Below are 21460 nucleotides of genomic sequence, written 5' to 3'. Positions count from 1 at the left end.
GGGGCCGGCGTCATGACCCGTCACCCCTCCGGCAGCGGCCGGGGGTCGTCGGCGTGGGCGCGGGCCGCGTCCACCAGCAACTGGACGGCTCCCAGCGGAAGTTGCAGCCGCCGGGCGATCCAGGGGGCCGGCCGCCCGGTCCGGGCGAGCATCCAGGCCGAGTACAACTGACCCAGCTGCGGGGCCCGTTCGGCGAGCAGCAGCGGGCGGACGGCCTCCATCGGGAAGCCCTCCAGCGCACGGGCGCTGTACTCGCGCCCATTGGGGCCGGGCGGGGGCAGCGGGAGCGGGCGGCGGGCGTCGAGCCAGCGGCCGAGCAGGACGGCCCCGACCACCAGCAGGCCGGAACAGGAGACGCCGATCAGGATGCCGCCGATGACCGGGCGGTCGTCCTCCTCGGCCAGGCCGAGGGCGATCTCCTCCAGCACGAGCAGCCCGAGCACGGCGGCCAGCACCGCCGCCTCGCGGGGCCGGGGGAGGAGCCGGGACGTCGTCATGGGAAACCTCTTCCTCGGCAGCGGGACCGGGAGGCTGGGGCGGGCGCGGCGACTCACCCTCCGTACAACGGCGACGAACGGCCCGGGGCACGCCCGGGCGGCCGGACGGTGAAGGGGCGTGCACCGAGTTGACGGCGCGTCAACAGCTCAGCGGTGGGCCGGAGTTCTGCCGCCGGGTGACCCGGGAACGCGGAGCCGGGCAGGGGCGTCGAGCGGGTCGCGATCCGCAGGGGTGCGGTCCATGCGTCTCGCCTCCTTCCGGTCGGGCGCGCCAGGGTGGTGCGGACGTCGACGGGGCAGGGGTTTCACCTTCGGACCCGTCGACAGCATAGCCCGGTCATGCCAACTTCGACAGCTCTGTCGAAGTTGGCCCGCGGAACCGCCAACTCCCCTTGGAACACCGGCAGGTGAGGCGCGCTCCTGGAGGATCGACCAGCGCCGGACGGGTGCGAATGGTGCCCGGACCCACTCGTGACACCCGCCCCCCGGCCGCTTCAATCGCCCTACCGGACCAATCGGACCGGCCGGGGACGGAGAGGCGACATGGACCTGAACACGGTGGCCGAGCTACGGGACGCCCGCCTCGGCGGCGCCTGGCGACCCGGCGACGCCTGGCTCGGCGGCGGGACGTACCTGTTCTCCGAACCCCAGCCGCACCTCCGCCGGCTGATCGACCTCGGCCGGATGGGCTGGGAGCCGCTCAGCCGCACCCCGGACGGCGGCCTGGAGATCGCCGCGACCTGCACCGTCGCCCAGCTCTCCCGGTACGGCCGCCAGGAGGCCGACTGGCGGGCCGCGCCGCTGGTCGAGCAGTGCTGCAGGGCGTTCCTGGCCTCCTGGAAGATCTGGAACGCGGCCACCGTCGGCGGCAACCTCTGCAACGCCCTGCCGGCCGGCCCGATGATCTCGCTCACCGCCGCCCTGGACGGCGTCTGCCTGCTGCGCGCCCCCTCCGGTGAGCACCGCCGCGTCCCGGTGGCCGAGTTCGTCACCGGCGCCGGGCGCAAGGACCTCCGCCCCGGCGAACTGCTGCGCTCGATCACCCTGCCCGCCCGCGCCCTGGCGAGCCGCACGGCCTTCCGCCAGGCCTCGTTGTACGGGCTGGGCCGCTCCGCCGCCCTGCTGATCGGCACCCTGGACCCGGCGGACGGCTCGCTCACCCTCACCGTCACCGCCTCCACCGTGCGCCCGTTCCGGTTCTGGTTCCCGCCCGCCCCCAACGCGGCGGCCGTCCGGGAGGCGCTGCGCGAGGGCATCCGGCCGGAGGAGTACTTCGACGACATCCACGGGCTGCCCGACTGGCGGCGGCACCTCACCCTGCACTTCGCCGAGCAGATCCGGCGCGAGCTGGAGCACGACCTCGGCCCCCAGCACCCCACCGAGGAGGCAGCGCGATGAGCTTCGCCATGCACGTCAACGGCCGCCCCACCGACACCGACCCCCGCCCCGGCCAGTGCCTGCGCACCTACCTGCGCGAACGCGGCTGGTTCGGCGTGAAGAAGGGCTGCGACGCCGGCGACTGCGGCGCCTGCACCGTGCAGGTCGACGGCACCCCGGTGCACAGCTGCCTCTACCCGGCGGCCCGCGCCGAGGGCCGCTCCGTCACCACCGTGGAGGGCCTGGCCGGCCCGGACGGCGAACTCCACCCGATGCAGCAGCGCTTCCTGGACGCCCAGGGCTTCCAGTGCGGCTTCTGCACGGCCGGCTTCCTGATGACCGCCACCGCCCTGGACGCCGACCAACTCACCGACCTGCCGCGCTCGTTGAAGGGCAACCTGTGCCGCTGCACCGGCTACCGGGCGATCGAGGACGCGATCAACGGCGTCCGCCACACCGAGGACCCCGACCCCGGCCACGCCGTCGGCCGCAACCTCGGCGCCCCGGCCGGCCCCCAGGTGGTCACCGGCACCGCCCGCTACACCTTCGACCAGGACGTGCCCGGCCTGCTGCACCTGAAGCTGCTGCGCTCCCCGCACCCGCACGCCCGGATCCTCGCCATCGACACCTCGGCCGCCCTGCGCGTCCCCGGCGTGCACGCCGTCCTCACCCACCAGGACGCCCCCGAGCGGCTCTACTCCTCCGCCCGGCACGAGCACCCCACCGAGGACCCGGACGACACCCGGGTCCTGGACGACGTGGTGCGCTTCGTCGGCCAGCGGGTCGCCGCCGTGGTCGCCGACAGCGAGGCCGCCGCCGAGGAGGGCTGCCGGCGGATCGTCGTGGAGTACCAGCAGCTCCCGTACGTACTGGACCCGGAGGAGGCGATGGCCCCCGGCGCGCCGGTGCTGCACCCCAAGGGCCCGGAGTCCCGGATCGCCCGCCCGGAGAGCAACGTCTGCGGCGAGGTGCACGGCGAACTCGGCAGCGTGGAGCAGGGGTTCGCCGAGGCAGCGGAGGTCTACGAGGGGACCTTCCGCACCCAGCGGGTCCAGCACGCCAGCCTGGAGACCCACGGGTGCCTGGTGTACTTCGAGGAGAACGAGGAGACCGGCGGCGAGCGGCTGGTGGTCCGCTCCAGCACCCAGGTGCCGTTCCTCACCCGGCGTGCCCTGTGCGCCCTCTACGACCTCCCGGAGGAGGAGGTCCGGGTGGTGGCCGGCCGGGTCGGCGGCGGCTTCGGCGGCAAGCAGGAGATGCTCACCGAGGACATCGCGGTGCTCGCCGCGCTGCGCCTGCGCCGCCCGGTGAAACTGGAGTTCACCCGCGCCGAGCAGTTCTTCGGCGCCACCACCCGGCACCCCTTCACCATCACCGTCAAGGTGGGCGCCAGGGCGGACGGCACGCTGACCGCGCTGCAGTTCCGGGTGGTCTCCGACACCGGGGCGTACGGCAACCACGGCCCGGCGGTGATGTTCCACAGCGTCGGCGAGTCGATGGGCGTCTACCGGGCGCCGCACAAGAAGGTCGACGCCTACTCGGTGTACACCAACGCCGTCCCGGCCGGGGCCTTCCGCGGCTACGGCCTCGGGCAGGTGACCTTCGCCGTCGAGTCCGCGATGGACGAACTCGCCCGCCGGCTCGGCATCGACCCGCTGGTCCTCCGGGAGCGCAACGTCATCGGCCCGGGCGAGCAGATGGAGGGCCCGGGCGGCGAGGAGGAGGACCTGCACATCGCCTCCTACGGCCTGGACCAGTGCCTCCAGGTGGTGCGCGACGCCCTCGCGGACGACCGCAGCGCCGCCGACGCCCCCGAGGGCTGGCTGGTCGGCCAGGGCTTCGCCATGGCGGCCATCGCGACCGGCCCGCCCGGCGGCCACTTCGCCGACGCGACGGTGTCCCTGCGGGAGGACGGCGGCTACGACGTCGCCGTGGGCACCGCGGAGTTCGGCAACGGCACCACCACCGTGCACCAGCAGATCACCGCCGGGGCCCTCGGCACCACGGCGGACCGGATCGCGATCCGCCAGTCCGACACCGACGTCGTACGGCATGACACCGGCGCGTTCGGCTCGGCCGGGACGGTGGTCGCGGGCAAGGCCGTGATGAAGGCCGCCAACGCGCTGGCCGAGCGGATCCTCAGCTTCACGGCCGAGTACGCCAGGACGCCCCGCAGCCAACTGCGGCTCACCGCCGACGCGGTGGAGTGCGAGGGCCGACGGGTCCCGCTGAAGGAGGTCTTCGAGGCCGCCCGCGAGCGGGCGGTGGAGCTCTCCGCCGCCGGGCACTGGGGCGGCTCACCACGTTCGGTGGCCTTCAACTCGCAGTGGTTCCGGATCGCCGTCGACCCGGACACCGGGGAGATCCGGATCCTGCGCAGCGTCCACGGCGCCGACGCCGGGCGGGTGATGAACCCGATGCAGTGCCGCGGCCAGGTCGAGGGCGGGGTCGCCCAGGCGCTCGGCGCCACCCTGTTCGAACGGGTGCTGCTGGACGAGCGGGGCGAGGTCACCACCGCCGCCTTCCGCCGCTACCGGCTCCCGGCGTACGCCGACGTGCCGCGCACCGAGGTGCACTTCAGCACCACCTCGGACGCGATCGGCCCGCTGGGCGCCAAGTCGATGAGCGAGAGCCCGTTCAACCCGGTCGCCCCCGCCTTCGCCAACGCGCTGCGCGACGCCACCGGCATCCGCTTCACCGACCCGCCGTTCCTGCGCGACCAGGTCTGGCGGGCGCTGACCGAACACCGACGGCTACCCTGAGTGAAGACACCCGAGTGGTCCACCCCGGTAGGGCGAGTGGTCCACCCTGGTAGGGGAGGCCGGACCGATGGGACTCACCAGTCAGAAACTGCTGGCGCTGACGGCGCTGCTCGCGGTCGGCACGGTGCTCGGCACGCTCTGGGTCTGGCCCAGGCTCGCCGTCCGCAGCTGGCCCGCGACGTTCCTGCGGCTCGGCACCATCGCCGTCACCCAGCTGGCCCTGCTGGCCACCCTGGGGCTCGCCGTCAACGACTACTTCGTCTTCTACAGCAGCTGGTCCGACCTGCTCGGGCACGACCGGGGCGCCGCCGTCATCCAGGGCGCCGCCCCGGGAAGCCCCGGAACCCAGGGAGGCCCCGGAACTCCGGGAAACACCGGCACTCAGGGCACCCCGGGGAGCACCGGCGCCCCGACGGCGCCGGCCGGCCCGCCCGGGGTGCAGGTGCTCGGCGCCGCCGAGATCACCGGCGTCGGCTCGGCGAGCCGCGACCCGGCCCGGATCGGCCGGCTCGACCGGGTCCGGCTGCCCGGCACCACCACCGGGCTGAGCACCGACGGCTACGTCTACCTGCCGCCCCAGTACTTCCAGCCCGGCAACGAGGCCCGGCACTTCCCGGCCGTGCTGGTGATGACCGGCTTCCCCGGGGACGCCGCCAACCTGGTCACCAAGCTGCGCTACCCGGCCACCGAATTCGACCTGCTGCGCAAGGGCGCCATGAAACCGGCCGTCCTGGTGCTGCTGCGACCCTCGCCCAGCATGCCCCGGGACAGCGAGTGCGAGGACGTCCCGCACGGCCCGCAGGCGCAGCGCTACTACGCCACCGACGTGCCCGCCGACCTGCGGGCGAGCTACCGGGTGCTCGGCGCCCCCGGCAGCCTGGGCGTGATGGGCGACTCCACCGGCGGCTACTGCGCCGTCAAGCTCGGCATGGTGCACCCGGACACCTTCCCGGCGGCGGTCTCGCTCTCCGGCTACTTCAAGGCGGCCGAGGACGTCACCACCGGCGACCTCTTCGGCGGCAGCCAGGCGCGGCGCGACGAGGCCGACCTGAACTGGCGACTGGCCCACCTGCCGCTGCCCGCGCTCGCGGTGCTGCTCGCCGACAGCAAGGAGGACGGCAGCACCTACGCCGAGTCCAGCGCGTTCGCGGCGGCGGCCCGGCCCCCGCTGGTGGTGGCCCAGGCGACGGTCGACTCCGGCGGTCACAACTTCACCACCTGGGACCGGCTGATCCCGCCCGCGCTGGGCTGGCTCAGCGGGCACCTGCCGGACGCCGCCTGACGCCCGCCGGACTCCACCTGACCCCCGTGGCAGGTAGGCATGGCACCCGCCGCCCCGGCGGGGTGCGCCGGGGCGGCGGGGCGTCGGTGGGCGCTACCGCGCCAGCAGCGGCAGCGGTGCGCCGGTACGGGCGGGCAGCTCCAGCCGGGTCAGCAGCGCCGACGGCGAGACCTCGATCACCCGGCAACCGGCCCGGTGCCGGCAGTGCCGGGCGACGGAGGTGCCACGCAGCCGGTCGAAGCGGCGCCGGGTGGCCGCGCCGAGGACGAGCAGGTCGTCCGGTCCGGTGACGGCGGCGACCAGGGCGGGCCCCGGCTCGGCGTTCACCACCACCGGGTGGATGACCAGGCCGGACGGGTAGCCGCCGTAGGCCTGCTCGAAGGCGATGTCCAGGCGGCGACGGGCGGCGTGCTCCAGCTCGGAGAGCGGGCGCAGGTCGTCCCTGTCGCCCGTCGTCCAGGCGGCGACGGGCACCAGCACGGCCGCGTTCCGCGCCGCCTCGCCGACGGCGTGGTAGAGGGCGGCCAGACTGCTCAGTGACCCGCTCAGGCCGACGATCACTCGGGTGGTGCCGTTGGTGGTCCCGCTCGTGGTCCCGGTCATGGCCGTTCGCCTCCGTCTCTCCGGTAGCTCTTCGGTAGCTCTTCGGTCGAGTCCTGCCGGTCGATTGCTCCTTGCACCGGATGCCTCCAGTGAATCCCGGAACCGACCCGTCCGTACCGGCGCTGACACCTCCATGACGCCGGTCGCCCACTTCTTGACGGCCCCCTGACTGTGGTGCCCCTGACCGCGGTGCCCCTGACAGCGGCGCCCCTGACTGCGGCGCCGGTCAGCCCAGTCCGGGCACGAACTCGATCAGCAGGTCGATCGCCTTGATGCCGAGGAAGGGCAGGATCAGCCCGCCCAGTCCGTACACCCGCAGGTTGCGCCGGAGCAGGTCGGTCGCGGAGGCGGGCTGGTAGCGCACGCCGCGCAGGGCGAGCGGGATCAGGGCGACGATGATCAGCGCGTTGAAGATGATCGCGGAGGCGATCGCGGACTGCGGGCTGTGCAGGCCCATGATGTTGAGGTCGTGCAGCCCGGGGTAGGCGTGGGCGAACATCGCGGGGATGATCGCGAAGAACTTGGCCACGTCGTTGGTGATCGAGAAGGTGGTCAACGCGCCCCGGGTGATGAGGAGTTGCTTGCCGACCCGGACGATGTCGATGAGCTTCGCCGGGTTGGAGTCGAGGTCGACCATGTTGCCGGCCTCCTTGGCGGCCGGGGTGCCGGAGTTCATCGCGACGCCGACGTCGGCCTGGGCGAGGGCGGGCGCGTCGTTGGTGCCGTCGCCGGTCATCGCCACCATGTTGCCGGCGGCCTGTTCGCGCTTGAGATGGGCGAGCTTGTCCTCGGGAGTGGCCTCGGCCAGGAAGTCGTCCACCCCGGCCTCCCGGGCGATCGCCCGGGCGGTCAGCGGGTTGTCGCCGGTGACCATGACGGTGCGGATGCCCATCCGGCGCAGCTCGGCGAAGCGTTCGGCGATGCCCTCCTTGATCACGTCCTTGAGCTCGACCACGCCGAGCGCCCGGGCGCCGTGCCGGTCGTGCACGGCGACCAGCAGCGGGGTGCCGCCGGCCGCGGCGATCCGGTCGACCAGTGGCTTCGCCTCCATCGGCATCCGGCCGCCGGAGTCCACCACCCAGCGGGCCACGGCCGCGGCCGCGCCCTTGCGGATCAGGCAGCCGGTGCCGTCCGGCCAGATGAGGTCGACGCCGCTCATCCGGCTGTGCGCGGTGAACGGGACGGGCCGCTGCTCGCCGAGTTCGCCGGGGGCCCTCGGTGGCACCCAGTACTGACGGTCCGTCAGTTCCACGATTGAGCGCCCCTCCGGGGTCTCGTCCGCGACGGAGGCCAACTGGGCGGCCTCGGCGAGCTGTTCGGTGGTCGCGCCGGGCAGCGGGTGCAGGGCGACGGCCCGGCGGTTGCCGTGGGTGATGGTGCCGGTCTTGTCCAGCAGCAGCACGTCCACGTCGCCCGCGGCCTCGACCGCCCGGCCGGACAGGGCGATCACATTGCGCTGGACCAGCCGGTCCATCCCGGCGATGCCGATCGCGGACAGCAGCGCGCCGATGGTGGTCGGGATCAGCGCGACCATCAGCGCCACCAGTACGACGGTCGTCTGCGGGGCATGGGCGTAGATCGCCATCGGCTGGAGCGAGACCACGGACAGCAGGAAGACGATGGTGAGCGAGGCCAGCAGGATGTTGAGGGCGATCTCGTTCGGCGTCTTCTGCCGGTTCGCGCCCTCGACCAGGGCGATCATCCGGTCCACGAAGCTCTGCCCGGGGCGGGAGGTGACCCGGACGACCAGGTGGTCGGAGAGCACCTTCGTCCCCCCGGTGACGGCCGTGCGGTCGCCGCCGGACTCGCGGATCACCGGCGCGGACTCGCCGGTGATCGCGGACTCGTCCACGCTCGCGACGCCCTCGACCACCTCGCCGTCCCGTGGGACGGCCTCCCCGGCGGGCACCAGCACGATGTCGTGCAGCGTCAACTCCTCGGCGGGGACGACCTCGTGGCGGTGGTCGCGGGTGCCGACCCGCCAGTGCGGCAGCCGTCGGGCCGTCATGCCGGCCTGGGCACGGCGCAGCGAGTCGGCCTGCGCCTTGCCCCGGCTCTCGGCCACCGCCTCGGCGAGGTTGGCGAACAGTACCGTCAGCCACAGCCAGAAGGAGATCACCCAGGCGAACACGCTCGGCTGGAGGACGGCGTTGATCGTGGTGAGCGCCGAGCCGGTCTCGACCACCAGCATCACCGGGTTGCGCATCATGGTGCGCGGGTGGAGCTTGCGGACGGCGGCCGGCAGGGCCTCGGCGAGCTGCTGCCGGGTGATCAGGGCGCGGCGGCCCCCGGGGGTCGACGGACGGTGGCTGGGGTGTGGCGGCTCCGGGGTGGCGGGCTCCGGGCGACGGAACCAGTCGGTTCGGGGGGCGGTGGCATCCGGTGTGGTGAGGGCCGAACGGCGCATCGTCTCGGGGGACCTTCCGGGCCGCCCCTTCCTCGGCTTCTCAGCGGCGGGGCGGCGGGCTCGGTGGCGACGGGGGACGGCGGCCAGCCCACCACCGGATTCCGCCGGGTCATGCGGCTCTTGACGCGGGCTTGGCGGGGAAGCGCCGGTTCTTGACAGTTCCCTGACATCATGATCGATCCGGTTCCCCATCTGCACGAACACCCGTTCGCGGGCCCGGCACGAAGGGCATGTCAGGAAGTCGTCAAGGTACGCCCCCGATGCGTAGGCCGTGCGTCAAGGCCGGGTGCGAACCGAGGCCGGAGGGTCTCCACTGGATCCGGGGCCGCCGGACGACGGCCCGCCGACGCCTCCCGAGGAGCCCCGCCGTGACCACCGCCACCGCCGTCATCGACGTCGACGCCGCCCAGCCGCCCGCGCGCACCGTCCGCCTGCTGCCCGCCACCGACCGCCAGGACCAGCCCGAGCCGCCCTCACCCCGGCCGGGCACCGTCGACCGGGCCCGCACCCGCCCGGCGCACTGCCGCTTCGCCCTGCACTACGAAGACTGACCCGAGCCACCTTTCCCGACCATCCGCAGGAGTAGTCGCCATGACCCAGCTGATCGCCCCACCGGTTTCGACCCCCGCCCCCGGCGACGCGCTCGGCGGCCCCTGGCCGGCCTCGGCGCGGCCCGGCCCGGGAGCCGAGGTGCTGGTCGGCGGGGTGGGGCTGGCGGAGGCCGCCGAGCGGTTCGGCACCCCGCTGTACGTGCTCGACGAGGGCGAGGTACGGGCCCGGGCCCGGGCGTACCGGCGGGCGCTGCCGCACGCCGACGTGCTCTACGCGGCCAAGGCCTTCCTCTGCAGCGCGATGGCCGACTGGGCGGCGGAGGAGGGCCTCGGCCTGGACGTCTGCTCCGCCGGCGAACTCTGGCTGGCCGTCTCGGCGGGCTTCCCGGCACAGCGCATCCTGCTGCACGGCAACGCCAAGTCCCCGGAGGAACTGCGCCTCGCGCGGCGGCTGCGGGTCGGCCGGATCGTGATCGACGGCCCGGCCGAGATCGCCCGGCTGGCGGCGCTGGTGGCGGCGGACACCCCGCAGAAGGTGCTGGTCCGGGTCGTCCCCGGGATCGCCGCCGGACACCACGCCAAGGTGCGGACGGCGGTCGGCGGGCAGAAGTTCGGCTTCCCGATCGAGGGCGGCGACGCGGCCGACGCGATCGCCCGGGTGCTCGACCAGCCGGGGCTGGAACTGGTCGGTCTGCACTGCCACTTGGGCTCGCAGATCACCTCGGTCGAGCCGTACCTCCAGGCGATGGACGCGCTGGTGCGCCTGCTCGCGGAGGTGCGCGACCGGCACGGCGTCGAGCTGCGCGAGCTCGACCTGGGCGGCGGCCACGGCATCAAGTACCTCCCGGGAGACGCCGAGTTCGACCTCGCCGAGTTCGCCGTCCGGGTGACCGACCGGCTCGCGGTCCGCTGCGCCGAGACCGGACTGGACGTGCCCCGCCTGACCGTCGAACCCGGCCGCGCCATCGTCGGCCCGGCCGCCGTGGCGGTCTACCGGGTGCTCTCGGTCAAGCACACGGCGGACGGCCGCACCTTCGTCGCCGTGGACGGCGGCATGAGCGACAACCCTCGCCCCGCCCTGTACGGGTCCCCGTACAGCGTCCGCCTGGTGGGCCGTCGCTCGGAGGCGGGCGCGGCCCGGGTGGACGTGGTCGGGCGGCACTGCGAGGCCGGGGACGTACTCGTGCGCGATGCGGTGCTCCCCGCCGACCTGCGCCCGGGCGACCTGCTGGCCGTCCCGGCGGCCGGGGCGTACCAGCTGTCGATGGCCTCCGGCTACAACCTGGTCGGCCGCCCGGCGGTGGCAGCGGTGAAGGACGGCCGGGCCCGGCTGCTGATCCGGCGGGAGACCGTCGAGGACTTCCGCCTGCGCGAAGTCGGCCGCTGACACCGGACGGATGCTGCGCGAGAAGTCGACCGGGCCGACTTCTCGCGCAGGTCTGTTACTCAAGCAATGAAGATCGCGGGGGCGTCCTCGCCCGCCACGCCCGCTGGACCCGCCACGCCCGCTGGACCCGCCGCGCCCGCTGGACCCGTTGCGCCCGCCGCGCTGCCGAGCTCGGCAGCTGAGCCGATCCGCCCCGGTGGTTTCACCCGACGCCGTCCCCGGCGGCTTTCACCAGTGCCTGCGTACCGATCACCGCCAGCAGCGCCAGCCGTTCGGCGTCCTCGGTGCCGGGTTCGGCCGTGTAGACCATGATCCGCAGATCGCTGCCCGCGACGCTGAGCACGTCGCAGTCCAGCGTCAGTGATCCCACCTGCGGGTGGTCAATGGTCTTGCGCGAGGCCTCATGGTGTCCCACCGCGCCGGAGTCCCACAGCTCGGCGAACCGCTCGCTGTTGCCGCGCAGATCGGCGATCAGACGCCGCAGCCGCGGATCCGCCGGGTAGCGGCTCGCCGTCGCCCGCAGGTCGGAGACGACCGCGGTCTCCAACGCTCGCCGGGACTCCGGCGTGTGGCGGACCCGACTGCCCGAGCCGAGGAAGTTCCGCCACGCCCCGTTGCGCTCCTTGCCGTGCCGTTCGCCCATCAGCGCGGTGTAGAGCGGATTGGCCAGCAGCAGCGTCCACGCCGCGTCGGAGACCGCGACGGGTGTGCCGGTCAGCCGGTCCAACATCCGTTGCACGCTGGGCGTGAGGTAGGCGGGCACCGTGCCGCGTCCCGGCGCCACCAGCCCGGCGGCCCGGAACAGGTGCTCACGCTCCTCCGCGTTCAGTCGCAGCGCCCGCCCCAGCGCCTCGACGACCTGCTCCGACGGGTTGGTCGCCCGGCCCTGTTCGAGGCGGGTGACGTAGTCGACCGAGATCCCGGCCAGCAGCGCCAGCTCCTCCCGGCGCAGTCCGGCCGCGCGCCGATGGCCGCCCACCGGCAGGCCGGCCGCCTCCGGCGGGACCCGGTCACGCCAGCGCCGCACCGCCCGTCCGAACTCCGTCGTCGCCATGCCACCACTGTGCACCACCCCACCCGCGGGTGCCTGGTACTCGGAGTCCCAGGAAGGCCGGACGCCTGGCTGACGGCAGCGCCGCGCAGCATCGTGGAGGCATGACCACAACACTGATCACCGGAGCGAACAAGGGGCTCGGCTTCGAGACCGCCCGTCGACTCATCGCCGCGGGCCACACCGTGTACATCGGCAGCCGGGACCCCGAGCGTGGGCGGCGCGCCGCCGAGCAGTTGGGCGCGGGCGCGCGGCCGGTCGTCATCGACATCACCGACGACGCCTCGGTCGCCGCGGCGGCGAGGACCATCGAGGCCGACGGCGGCCTGGACGTGCTGGTCAACAACGCCGGCGTGGAGGAGCGGACCGAGGACAACGGCATCATCGGTGCCGCGGACCTCACCGCCGACCTGATGCGGAGCACGTTCGAGACCAACGTCTTCGGCACGGTACGCGTCACCCACGCGTTCCTCCCGCTGCTGCAGCGCTCCGCCGCCCCCGTCGTCGTCAACCTCAGCAGCGGCCTGGCCTCACTCACCCGCGTCACCACCGCCGGCACCCCCACCTACACGTACCCCGGCGTCGCCTACCCGGCCTCCAAGGCCGCCGTCAACATGGTCACCGTGCAGTACGCCAAGGCGTTCCCGAACATGCGCATCAACGCCGTCGAGCCCGGCTTCACCATGACGGACCTCAACGGCAACACCGGCATCCAGAGCGTCGAACAGGGCGCCGAGATCATCGTCCGCATGGCCGGCCTCACCCCGGACGGCCCCACCGGTACCTACACCGACGCGGAGGGCCCGCTGCCCTGGTGACCGACCCGCCCACGACGGCCGCCCCTGCCGACGCCGGCGCGGCGCTACTCCCCGGGGAGTAGCGGAACTCCCTCCACTGGTACGACGACGGCGTACGAGGGCTCCGGGTTTGCTGGGCACAGCCGCGTCGGGAGGCGCACGACCTCCGCCGACGCAGGTGCGGCTGTGTGGTCGGACTCGGAATGAGGGGGACATGGACAGAAGGACTTCGCGCGCGGGGTGGCGCCGGGGCGGGCCGGTCTTCGTGGTCGGCTTCGTCATCAGCTTGGTCCTCGGGGCGGTGCTGTCCCGGAGCTCCGTCTACCTGCCCACCGCCACGGCGGGCCAGTTGAGGGACTACTACGACCAGAGCGGTACGGCGGTCACGGTGTCATCGCTGCTCCAACTGATCGCCGCCGGAGGCTTGCTGCGGTTCGGCCTCGGTGCGTCCGCCGCGGTGGGCGCCGGTCGCCGGGCGAGGTACGCGACCTGGCTCGCCGCCGGGGCCTTCGCGTTATCGAGTGGGCTGGCGCTGTCCCTGGCGGTGGTCGCGGGCAGTGCGGGGGACGGCACGCTGCTGGTGCTCGCGCGGCTCACCCTGGTGATCGGCGGTCCGATCCACCTGGCCGGGCTCGCCGGGCTGCTGTGGTCGGTCTCGCGACGCGCGCTCGCCGAGGGGCTCCGGCCGCGCTGGCTGGTCCGGTTCGGTGTCGTCGTGGGCCCGTTGCTGCTGATATCCCTGGTCTCGCTCGTGGTGCCCGCGGTGGCCGTGGTGGAACCCCTGTGGCGGCTGCTGGCCGCGGTGTGGATCAACGGTGTCAGCGCTGCCGGGCTCGGCCGGGCCGACCGCCGAAGCGCTGTTGCCGAGTCGGGTCGGACGGGAACGCATTCGTCGACCGGCAGCTGATGGTCCATCATGCAGCGCTTCTGCGACGGCTCATGAGGCGAAGGGTGAGAAGTCGGCCGGGCCGACTTCTCGCGCGACCGGGTCTCAGTGGGGCCAGGCGGCCACCAGGGCACGGTGGCTCGCGAAGCGCGGGCCGGGAACCGTGTCACGGTCCTCCCGGCCGTCCAGCCAGCAGATCTCGAAGACGTCGGTCTCGGTGTCGAGCAGGCAGCACACCCCGTCGGCGGCGGCGGTGAGGCCGGTGAACACCGACCTGACGCTCGCGGACCGCTCGAACATCCGGCTCATCCCCGAGGAGGCCGCGGTGAACTGCAGCGATGCATGGCGGGGGTGCAGCGTGGGCGCGAACCGGACGGTGAGGTAGATGTATCCGACCGCGATCCTCCCGAGCTCGTCGAACTCCGCCGTACGACCCTCGAAGTACTCGCGTATGACGTCATCGGCACCGAACAGGAGGACGGTGTCCAGATCGAGCGCGCCGCCCGCCGAGCAATCCACCGGCGCGCTGCGGAAGTTGGAGGTGAACGGGACGACGACCCGGTCGCCGCCCGGCAGAGTGACCGTGAGCGGCGGGTTGCGGCGGTTCGGCGGCGCCAGCTCGGCGACCTGGGCGAGTGCGCGGGCGACGTTCCGGGCCGGTACGAAGATCTCGTAGCTGTAGTCGAGTCCCATGTCAGAGCCGGGATTTCAGTACGTCGATCTCGCAGCCCGGCGCGGATGGATCGAAGCCGTGCTCGACCAGCCAGCGGACCGCCAGCAGGCTCCGCAGCGACCACCACGCGCGGATCACCTCGACGTCGACGTCGACGTCGACGTCGGTCCCGTAACCGGCCAGGACGTCGGCGAGGTGCTCCTCGTGGCCGAGCGTCAGGATGGCGAGGTCGAACAGGGCGTCGCCCGGGCCCGCCTCGGACCAGTCGATCACGCCGGTGATCTCCTCGCCGTCGACGAACACATGGGAGGCCTGGAGGTCGCCGTGCGTGAACACCGGCGTCCACGACCGGAGCGCGGTCCCGGCGATCCGGCGGTTGACCGCGACCAGTTCGGTGGGCAGGACGCCGTGGTCGACGAGCCACTCGCACTTGCTGTCGAGCTCTGCCGTGAGCGAGTCGAGGCTCTGGCCGGGCCAGGGCGGTAGGGGTGCCTCGTGCAGCCTCCGTACGGCGGCGCCCGCCGCGGCCCAGGCCCCGGGCGATGCCGTCGACGGCTCGCCGAGGTGGCCGAGCGCCACCCCCGGGAGGGCGGCCAGAGCGAGCACCGGGGGCTGGTGCCAGAGGATCTCGGGCGTCGGGAGGGGCGCCAGCGCCATGGCCGCGGCTTCGGTCTCGGCGCGCGCCCGATCGGCGTCGACCTTCAGGAACACCTCGCCGACCCGCAGGGTCGCCCGCTCGTTGTGGGCGACGACGACCTCGACTTCTTCCACGGCTTCTTTCATGGCTTCGTCCACGGCGGTCATTGTTCCCCGGGGCGACCGCGGCCGTCGCGGGGATTTCCGCGTGCGCCGCTCAGCCCGGCAGGCCGTGACGCATCGGCGCGCAGGGTGCGCTGGGTGTCCGGCCGGTCCGTTCCGTCAGCAGTGCCCGGACCAGTGCCCGGGCCCTGCTGACGGAACGGGACGCGATGACCTCGCCCCGTCGAGCCGCACGCTCGACGGGGCGAGGCATGGCCGGCCGGCCGGTGTCAGCCGGCGCGGACGGCGCTGACCAGGTCGGGCAGCAGGGTGGCCGCGTTCGGCGTGCCGAGGCCGGTGACCGGGTCCCAGCCGGTGGTGGCGGGGTAGCCCGGGACGGTCGGGTCGGTGGTGTTGTTGCCGAGGGTCACGTCGTTGAAGTCGGCCGCGTACTTGGCCGGGTCAGCGGCCAGCTTGTACAGGGCCGGGTTGATCTGGCCGAGGCCGCCGCCGTTGATCTGGTCCGCGATTGAGACCAGGCCGGCCCACTGCGGGCAGGAGAGCGACGTCCCGCCGATGTCGTACCAGCCGGTGCTGCACGGCGTGCCACCGCACTTGAGGCCCGAGTTGCCGTCCGGCGGCAGCGACAGGTAGACCAGCGCGCCGGTGCTGGAGGCGGCCTGCAGGGAGATGTCCGGGACGCCGCGCTTGGCGCCGATCGCGGTGGAGCCGCCGGGCAGCGTCGACTGGTAGCCGGGCTTGTCGAAGACCTGGCTGAACCCGCCGCCCGAGTTGGTCCAACCGACCTCGGCGGAGCCGGAGTGGCTCTGGCAGGCGGCCGGGTTGTCGGTGCTGTCCACGCTACGGCCGCCGGCCGCGTTGGGGTCGGTGCACAGGTAGGTGCCGCCGACGCCGGTCACCAGCGGGTCGGAGGCCGGCCACTCCACCGAGGGGTACGGCAGGGTGGAGCCGCCCTGCTTCACCGGGGTCTTCTCGGAGCCGGTCGTGCCGCTGTCGCCGGAGGAGCCGAGCACCGTGACGCCGTTCAGGGCCGCCGACTTGAAGGCGTGCCGCAGCGGCTCGATCGACTGGGAGCTGGCGAACGCGCCCTCGGCGGAGGCGAAGGACTGGGACATGACGTTCGCCAGGTGGTGGTCGACCACGTACTGTTCGGCGTTCATCAGGGCGGGCAGGCCCTGGACGCCGAGGGTCTCGGCGGTGGGCGTGGAGACCAGCAGGATGTTGGCCCCGGGGGCCATCGCGTGCGCCGTCTCGACGTCCAGGGCGACTTCGAGCGCCCAGCCGGCCTTGCTCTCCTGGCCGGTGCCCTGACTGGTGGACGGCGGCGGGGTGGTGGCCGGATCGCCCTGGACGTGCAGCTCGCTGAAGGTCGGCATGCCCGGCTGGCAGGTCACGCCTTCCTCGCCGCACATCGCGGCGACGCCGAGGGCCTGGTCGAAGACGTGCAGGTCGTGCGCCATCGTGTCGCTGCCGTAGGAGTCGAAGATGGCGATGGTCTGGCCCCGGCCGTCGAACCCGCTCGCGTACAGCGGACCGAGGTTGTAGGCGGCCCTGATCGCCTGTGGGGAGAAGCAGCGGCGGCCCGCCGAGGCGCACTGCGCCTGGGTGGGGGGAGTGGTGCTCGCCGACACCTGGAGGTAGTCGGCCACGGCGGGGTGCACCGTCGGGTAGTCGGCGGCGGCGCCGACCGCGCTGACGGCCGTCGGGACGGCGAACGCGCCGGAGGCCGCGAGGGCCAGGCCGCTCACGCCGGCCAGCAGCATCCGGCGGATGGTTGGAGCCTTCAAGTAGTCCTCCATGAGGGATGGTTGGGGGACATCGGCCCGGGACCCGGGTCGGATCCGACGACACCGGGTACGTGGGGGCGTCCGGGACGCGAGGTCACGGACGGCGGCGAGTGTAGGCGCGGCGGCGGTGCAGTCTCAATGGCCCGTCGCGCACCGGTTCTCCCACCCGACCGGCCCCGGTCCGCGCGGGCGGCTTCCGTCGGCAGGTCTGCCAGGGTTCCTTCGTCCGAACACAGTCGGGTGGGAGGTGGAGCGGGGAGATTTCTCACCCGATTCTTGCCGACCGGTGCCGGCCGGACAGCCCGCTTCGGCGATCACGTAGTAGCCGGGGGACCGTGCCGTGAAGCACGGAGGCCGGGGACGGCCGGGGACGGCGGGGGATGGCGGGGACAGCGGGGGACATGGAACGGGAGCCCACCCCATGGCGCCCCGTCGTGTGCCCCGGCGCCATCGTCAAGGCGCGCCGGGCGCCCCCCGGTTCGGGGTTCCGTCGGGCGCCCGAACCCGTTCGAGTGAACGGCCGCCCGGTTGCTTCGTCTACGGCCGTCAACACGCCAAGCTGGGCCGCGAATCGGTGGGACCCCCCGGAGGAAAGGCCGTTCGATGACGCGCGCGCTGATCGTGGTGGATGTGCAGAAGGACTTCTGTGAGGGCGGCAGCGTGCCGGTCGGCGGCGGGGCCGACCGGGCACGGGCGATCGCCGCGCTGATCCAGGGGCCGGAGCGGGAGGGCTGGTCCCGGGTGGTGGCCACCCGGGACCATCACGTCGACCCCGGCGGCCACTTCTCCGAGCAGCCCGACTTCCACGACTCCTTCCCGGTGCACTGCGTGGTCGGCACCGAGGGCGGCGAGTTCCACCCGGCCTTCACCCCGGCCGTCGAGGCCGGCGCGGTGGACGAGGTGTTCTACAAGGGCGCCCACTCCGCCTCGAAGAGCGGTTTCGAGGGCTTCACCGCCGACGGCACCCCGCTCGCCGACTGGCTGCACGACCGGGGTGTGGACGCCGTCGACGTGGTCGGCATCGCCACCGACCACTGCGTCAAGGCCACGGCGCTGGATGCCCGGCGGGCCGGCTTCGACGCCCGGGTGCTGCTGGACTACACGGCGGGCGTGGCGGCAGACACCACCGACGCGGCCCTCACCGAACTGCGCAGCGCCGGCGTGGACTTGACGGGAGCCCCGGTCGTCCGCAGCTGAGCCGGGCGCCGTCGGCGGAGACCGCTCGCCGGGCTCGGACGGAGGTCCCTCGCCTCCGTCCGGGCGGAGGTGAGGGGCGGTAACGGAACGGTTGCGGTGCCCGTCCTCCCGGGGCCGGGGTCTTGACGGCGTGGTGAGCGGAGGCGTTTGCTGTCTCCCGCTCGTGCGAATCTGTTGGGTTCTGGTTTGTTTTGTGGTTTTGAACGTTCAAATCCATGGACGAGCACGCGAATACGCGAATACACGGACGCGCGAACACATCCGCGCGAATCCCAGCGAACCCCGTACGCCCCCCGCCCGCCCCGTTCCCGCACAGCGCCACCCCATCGGGAGGAATGCAATGTCACACCTTTCCCGTCGCGACCTGCTCCGGTCCTCCGGAGCCGGCCTGCTGGCCCTCGCCGCCGGCGGCACCCTCGCGGCCTGCGGCTCCGGCTCCGGGAGCGCCGCCGGCGGGGACGCCGACACCGGCACCGTCACCGTCTGGTCCTGGGCCACGGCCGCCGCCGCCCTGCGTGCCGTCGTCCCGGCCTTCGAGCAGGACAACCCCGGCATCAAGGTCGACGTCCAGGACATCGGCAACCCCGCCATCTGGGACAAGATCACCGTCGGTCTGGCGGCCGGTGGCCAGGGCCTCGGCGACGTCCTGCACATCGGCTGCGACTACCTCCCCGGCTACCTGGAGAAGTTCCCCGGCGGTCTCGCGGACCTCTCCGGCTTCGGCGCCGACGCCCACAAGGACAAGTTCGCCAAGGGCCTGTGGCCGGTCGTCACCGGCAAGGACGGCCACGCCTACGCGCTGCCCTGGGAGGTCAACCCGCTCGGCTTCTTCTACCGCAAGGACTACTTCGACAAGGCCGGCCTCGACCCCACCACCTTCGCCACCTGGGACGACCTGACGGCGGTCGCCGACCGCTTCAAGGCCGCCAACCCCGGCATCTCGCTGATCGGCATCAACAAGGCCGCCAACCCCAGTCCCGACCTGGACTTCGTGCAGTCCCTGATGCAGCTCCAGGGCGCCTTCTACTTCGACCTCCAGGGCCGGATCACCCTCGGCTCCCAGCCGGAGGTCCGGGCCCTGGCCACCCTCAAGAGCCTGGACGACGCCGGGCTGGTCGCCGACGCCCCCGGCGACCAGGGCTGGGCCACCCTGATGAGGGCCGGCAAGCTCGCCGTCGCCCCGATGCCCGCCTGGGCGGTGCACTACCTGGAGGCCAAGTTCGCCGACCAGGGCGGGAATTGGCGCCTCGCCAAGCCCCCGGCCGTCACCCCCGGCGGCAAGCGCACCGCCCTGGTCAACTCCACCCACCTCGCGGTCTCCGCCGGCAGCCCGCGCCGCCGCGCCGCCTGGAAGTTCGTCGAGTACGCGCTCACCCGCCCCGCCTCGGTGAACGCCATGTTCAACGGCGGCGGCGTCTTCCCCGCCCTCCTGGACGCCTACGCCGACCCGATGTACGCGAAGCCCAGCGACTACTACGGCGGCCAGTCCCCGCTGAAGACCTTCACCGAACTGGCCACCGACGGCGGCGACCCGACCAACTACTCCGGCGACTACGCCCGCGCCCTCAAGCTGGCCGGCGACGCCCAGACCAAGGTCTTCCTCAAGGCCGGCGACCCGGCCACCGTCCTCCAGGACGCCGCCAAGCAGCTCGCCCAGCAGACCGGGCGCACCATCGCATGACCGCCACCGCCCCGCCCCCCGTCCTCACCGGGCCGGCCCGCCCCGCCCGCCGTACCGAGCGCGCCCACCGCCGGGCCCGCCTGCGCCGCACCGCCCTGCCGTACCTGCTGCTCGCCCCCGCCCTGCTCACCTTCGGGGTGTTCAAGGCCTACCCGGTCGTCGACTCGCTGCTGCTCTCCTTCACCACCGGCTCCGGCGCCGCCACCCGCCCCGCAGGCCTGGCCAACTACCGCCGCCTGCTGGACGATCCGCTGTTCTGGACGGCCCTGCGCAACACCGGCGAGATCCTCGTCGTGCAGGTCCCGCTGATGCTCGGGCTGGCCCTGCTGCTGGCCGTCGGCATCAACTCCGCCCTGGTGCGCTGGCGGGCCGTCTGGCGGCTCGGCGTCTTCATGCCCGCCGTCACCGGCCTGGTCGCCACCGGCGTGATGTTCGCCTTCCTGCTCAGGCGCGACGACGGCGCCGTCAACTGGCTGCTGGACGCCGTCGACCTGCCCGCCGTCGACTGGCTCGGGCAGCCGTTCTGGGCCCGGATGTCCGTCGTCCTGGTGCTGACCTGGCACTACACCGGCTACAACGCCGTCATCTACCTGGCCGGCCTGCAGTCCGTCCCCAGGGAGCTGTACGAGGCCGCGATGGTCGACGGCGCCGGGCCGGTCCGGCGCTTCACCGCGATCACCGTCCCGGCGCTGCGCCCGTTGCTGCTGTTCACCGTGGTGCTCTCCACCATCGGCACGCTCCAACTCTTCGACGAGCCGTACGTGTTGACCGGCGGCGGGCCGGACAACGCCACCCTGACCGTCTCCATGTACCTGTACCAGAACGGCTTCCGCTACTTCGACTTCGGCTACGCCTCCGCCATCGCCTACGCGCTCACCCTGCTGGTGGCCGTGCTCGGGGCGGTCCAGACGCGCCTGATGGGGGACAAGGACCGATGAACCCCAAGAAGCTCCGCGGCTGGCCGCTGACCTTCCTGCTGGCCGGCCTCACCGGGCTCTCCGTCGCCCCCTTCTACTGGCTGCTGATCTCCACCACCCGCAAGGACACCGAGATCTTCGACTGGCCGCCGCACCTGCTGCCCGGCGGCGGCCTCGGCGAGAACCTGCACCGGCTCGACCACCGGATCGGCCTGCTCCGGGTGCTCGGCAACTCCCTGCTGGTGGCCGGGATCCAGACCCTCGGCGCACTGGTGGTCGCCCTGCTGGCCGGCTACGCCTTCGCCAAGTTCCGCTTCCGCGGCCGCACCCTGCTGTTCGCGCTGCTGCTCTCCACTCTCGTGGTGCCCGAACAGGTCATGCTGGTACCGCTGTTCACGATGATGACGAACTTCGGCCTGCTGGACTCCTACCAGGCGATCATCCTGCCCGGCCTGTGCGTGCCGTTCGCGATCTTCCTGATGCGCCAGTCGCTGGCCGGCCTGCCGGACGAACTCCTGGACGCCGCGCGGGTCGACGGCGCGGGCGAGTTCCGGGTGCTGTGGAACGTCGTCGTCCCGGTCATGCGGCCGGTGCTCGCGGCGCTCTCGATCTTCCTCTTCCTGGGCTCCTGGAACCAGTTCGTCTGGCCGCTGATCGCCCTGCGCAGCCCGGAGATGCACACCCTGCCGGTCGCCCTCGCGACCCTCTACGGCAACCAGGCCACCACCGACTACGGCGCCATCCTCTCCGGCACCGCGCTGTCCACCCTGCCGATGATGGTCCTCTTCCTGGTCCTCCAGCGGCAGTTCATCTCCGGCCTGCTGGCCGGCGCCACGAAAGGCTGAG

General features: G+C 73.1%; 18 protein-coding genes. 11 read left to right on the top strand and 7 right to left on the bottom strand.

The window, feature by feature from the left end; all coding sequences use genetic code 11:
- Positions 1–20 precede the first annotated feature (20 nt).
- Entirely contained in the window at positions 21–497 is a 477-nt protein-coding gene (locus ACZ47G_RS07400) for a hypothetical protein (protein WP_465740491.1), read from the bottom strand.
- Positions 498–1040: 543 nt separating this feature from the next.
- Here ACZ47G_RS07400 and ACZ47G_RS07395 point away from each other — a divergent pair.
- From ACZ47G_RS07395 to ACZ47G_RS07385, 3 genes are all read left to right on the top strand, one after another.
- Positions 1041–1895, top strand: coding sequence for an FAD binding domain-containing protein (locus ACZ47G_RS07395; RefSeq protein WP_465740490.1), 855 nt, complete (start codon positions 1041–1043; stop codon positions 1893–1895).
- Positions 1892–4636 carry a molybdopterin-dependent oxidoreductase gene (locus ACZ47G_RS07390; RefSeq protein WP_465740489.1) on the top strand — a complete coding sequence of 915 codons (2745 nt, stop codon included), beginning with the start codon at positions 1892–1894 and terminating at the stop codon, positions 4634–4636. Before ACZ47G_RS07395 ends, ACZ47G_RS07390 begins: the two co-directional genes overlap by 4 nt.
- Before the next feature lie 67 nt (positions 4637–4703).
- A complete protein-coding gene (locus ACZ47G_RS07385) occupies positions 4704–5918 on the top strand; it encodes an alpha/beta hydrolase (protein WP_465740488.1) in 1215 nt (404 codons plus the stop codon).
- A gap of 93 nt (positions 5919–6011) precedes the next feature.
- On the opposite strand, the gene ACZ47G_RS07380 is transcribed toward ACZ47G_RS07385, so the two are convergent.
- Both ACZ47G_RS07380 and kdpB read right to left on the bottom strand, forming a co-directional pair.
- Positions 6012–6521, bottom strand: coding sequence for a universal stress protein (locus tag ACZ47G_RS07380; RefSeq protein ID WP_465740487.1), 510 nt, complete (start codon positions 6519–6521; stop codon positions 6012–6014).
- Between the two features lie 226 nt (positions 6522–6747).
- Positions 6748–8928 carry a potassium-transporting ATPase subunit KdpB gene (gene kdpB, locus ACZ47G_RS07375; protein ID WP_465740486.1) on the bottom strand — a complete coding sequence of 727 codons (2181 nt, stop codon included), beginning with the start codon at positions 8926–8928 and terminating at the stop codon, positions 6748–6750.
- Positions 8929–9296: 368 nt separating this feature from the next.
- On the opposite strand from kdpB, the gene ACZ47G_RS07370 reads away from it, so the two are divergent.
- Positions 9297–9479, top strand: a complete 183-nt coding sequence (locus ACZ47G_RS07370) for a hypothetical protein (RefSeq protein WP_465740485.1) — start codon at positions 9297–9299, stop codon at positions 9477–9479.
- Between the two features lie 40 nt (positions 9480–9519).
- Entirely contained in the window at positions 9520–10866 is a 1347-nt protein-coding gene (gene lysA / locus ACZ47G_RS07365; protein ID WP_465740484.1) for a diaminopimelate decarboxylase, read from the top strand.
- A 202-nt stretch (positions 10867–11068) separates the two neighbouring features.
- Here the strand turns inward: lysA and ACZ47G_RS07360 are convergent, their stop codons facing one another.
- Positions 11069–11920: a helix-turn-helix transcriptional regulator gene (locus tag ACZ47G_RS07360; protein WP_465740483.1), complete on the bottom strand. Its 852-nt coding sequence runs from the start codon at positions 11918–11920 to the stop codon at positions 11069–11071.
- A gap of 101 nt (positions 11921–12021) precedes the next feature.
- On the opposite strand from ACZ47G_RS07360, the gene ACZ47G_RS07355 reads away from it, so the two are divergent.
- A complete protein-coding gene (locus ACZ47G_RS07355; protein WP_465740482.1) occupies positions 12022–12735 on the top strand; it encodes an SDR family NAD(P)-dependent oxidoreductase in 714 nt (237 codons plus the stop codon).
- A gap of 193 nt (positions 12736–12928) precedes the next feature.
- Positions 12929–13621, top strand: coding sequence for a hypothetical protein (locus ACZ47G_RS07350; protein ID WP_465740481.1), 693 nt, complete (start codon positions 12929–12931; stop codon positions 13619–13621).
- A gap of 84 nt (positions 13622–13705) precedes the next feature.
- Here ACZ47G_RS07350 and ACZ47G_RS07345 read toward each other — a convergent pair whose 3' ends face one another.
- The 3 genes from ACZ47G_RS07345 to ACZ47G_RS07335 form a co-directional block, all read right to left on the bottom strand.
- On the bottom strand, positions 13706–14293 hold the full coding sequence (locus ACZ47G_RS07345; RefSeq protein WP_465740480.1) for a hypothetical protein: 588 nt from the start codon (positions 14291–14293) through the stop codon (positions 13706–13708).
- Position 14294: 1 nt separating this feature from the next.
- Positions 14295–15044 (bottom strand): phosphotransferase family protein, encoded by a 750-nt coding sequence (locus tag ACZ47G_RS07340; protein ID WP_465740569.1) that lies wholly within the window; start codon positions 15042–15044, stop codon positions 14295–14297.
- 257 nt (positions 15045–15301) lie between these two features.
- Positions 15302–16819, bottom strand: a complete 1518-nt coding sequence (locus ACZ47G_RS07335; RefSeq protein ID WP_465740479.1) for a S53 family peptidase — start codon at positions 16817–16819, stop codon at positions 15302–15304.
- Between the two features lie 603 nt (positions 16820–17422).
- Between ACZ47G_RS07335 and ACZ47G_RS07330 the strand changes: the two genes are divergently transcribed.
- The 4 genes from ACZ47G_RS07330 (at position 17423) to ACZ47G_RS07315 (ending at position 21459) form a co-directional block, all read left to right on the top strand.
- The gene (locus tag ACZ47G_RS07330; RefSeq protein WP_465740478.1) at positions 17423–18016 is read left to right on the top strand and encodes an isochorismatase family protein; all 594 of its coding nucleotides are present in this window, start codon (positions 17423–17425) and stop codon (positions 18014–18016) included.
- Between the two features lie 340 nt (positions 18017–18356).
- Positions 18357–19697 (top strand): ABC transporter substrate-binding protein, encoded by a 1341-nt coding sequence (locus ACZ47G_RS07325; RefSeq protein WP_465740477.1) that lies wholly within the window; start codon positions 18357–18359, stop codon positions 19695–19697.
- Complete coding sequence (locus ACZ47G_RS07320; protein ID WP_465740476.1) at positions 19694–20635, top strand: carbohydrate ABC transporter permease; 942 nt, start codon at positions 19694–19696, stop codon at positions 20633–20635. The genes ACZ47G_RS07325 and ACZ47G_RS07320 overlap by 4 nt, the downstream gene beginning before the upstream one ends.
- Positions 20632–21459 (top strand): carbohydrate ABC transporter permease, encoded by an 828-nt coding sequence (locus ACZ47G_RS07315; RefSeq protein WP_465740475.1) that lies wholly within the window; start codon positions 20632–20634, stop codon positions 21457–21459. The genes ACZ47G_RS07320 and ACZ47G_RS07315 overlap by 4 nt, the downstream gene beginning before the upstream one ends.
- The last annotated feature ends 1 nt before the right edge of the window (position 21460 follow it).

The sequence above is a fragment of the Kitasatospora sp. NPDC030952 genome, from assembly GCF_055571335.1.
Note: the sequence above shows the minus strand (reverse complement) of the source record. Positions and strands in the feature narration are given on the sequence as shown.

Bases quoted from the DNA above. Each gene is read 5' to 3' on its own strand.
- ACZ47G_RS07400 (WP_465740491.1), bottom strand. From the start codon at position 497: ATGACGACGTCCCGGCTCCTCCCCCGGCCCCGCGAGGCGGCGGTGCTG.
- ACZ47G_RS07395 (WP_465740490.1), top strand. From the start codon at position 1,041: ATGGACCTGAACACGGTGGCCGAGCTACGGGACGCCCGCCTCGGCGGC.
- ACZ47G_RS07390 (WP_465740489.1), top strand. From the start codon at position 1,892: ATGAGCTTCGCCATGCACGTCAACGGCCGCCCCACCGACACCGACCCC.
- ACZ47G_RS07385 (WP_465740488.1), top strand. From the start codon at position 4,704: ATGGGACTCACCAGTCAGAAACTGCTGGCGCTGACGGCGCTGCTCGCG.
- ACZ47G_RS07380 (WP_465740487.1), bottom strand. From the start codon at position 6,521: ATGACCGGGACCACGAGCGGGACCACCAACGGCACCACCCGAGTGATC.
- kdpB (WP_465740486.1), bottom strand. From the start codon at position 8,928: ATGCGCCGTTCGGCCCTCACCACACCGGATGCCACCGCCCCCCGAACC.
- lysA (WP_465740484.1), top strand. From the start codon at position 9,520: ATGACCCAGCTGATCGCCCCACCGGTTTCGACCCCCGCCCCCGGCGAC.
- ACZ47G_RS07360 (WP_465740483.1), bottom strand. From the start codon at position 11,920: ATGGCGACGACGGAGTTCGGACGGGCGGTGCGGCGCTGGCGTGACCGG.
- ACZ47G_RS07355 (WP_465740482.1), top strand. From the start codon at position 12,022: ATGACCACAACACTGATCACCGGAGCGAACAAGGGGCTCGGCTTCGAG.
- ACZ47G_RS07350 (WP_465740481.1), top strand. From the start codon at position 12,929: ATGGACAGAAGGACTTCGCGCGCGGGGTGGCGCCGGGGCGGGCCGGTC.
- ACZ47G_RS07345 (WP_465740480.1), bottom strand. From the start codon at position 14,293: ATGGGACTCGACTACAGCTACGAGATCTTCGTACCGGCCCGGAACGTC.
- ACZ47G_RS07330 (WP_465740478.1), top strand. From the start codon at position 17,423: ATGACGCGCGCGCTGATCGTGGTGGATGTGCAGAAGGACTTCTGTGAG.
- ACZ47G_RS07325 (WP_465740477.1), top strand. From the start codon at position 18,357: ATGTCACACCTTTCCCGTCGCGACCTGCTCCGGTCCTCCGGAGCCGGC.
- ACZ47G_RS07320 (WP_465740476.1), top strand. From the start codon at position 19,694: ATGACCGCCACCGCCCCGCCCCCCGTCCTCACCGGGCCGGCCCGCCCC.
- ACZ47G_RS07315 (WP_465740475.1), top strand. From the start codon at position 20,632: ATGAACCCCAAGAAGCTCCGCGGCTGGCCGCTGACCTTCCTGCTGGCC.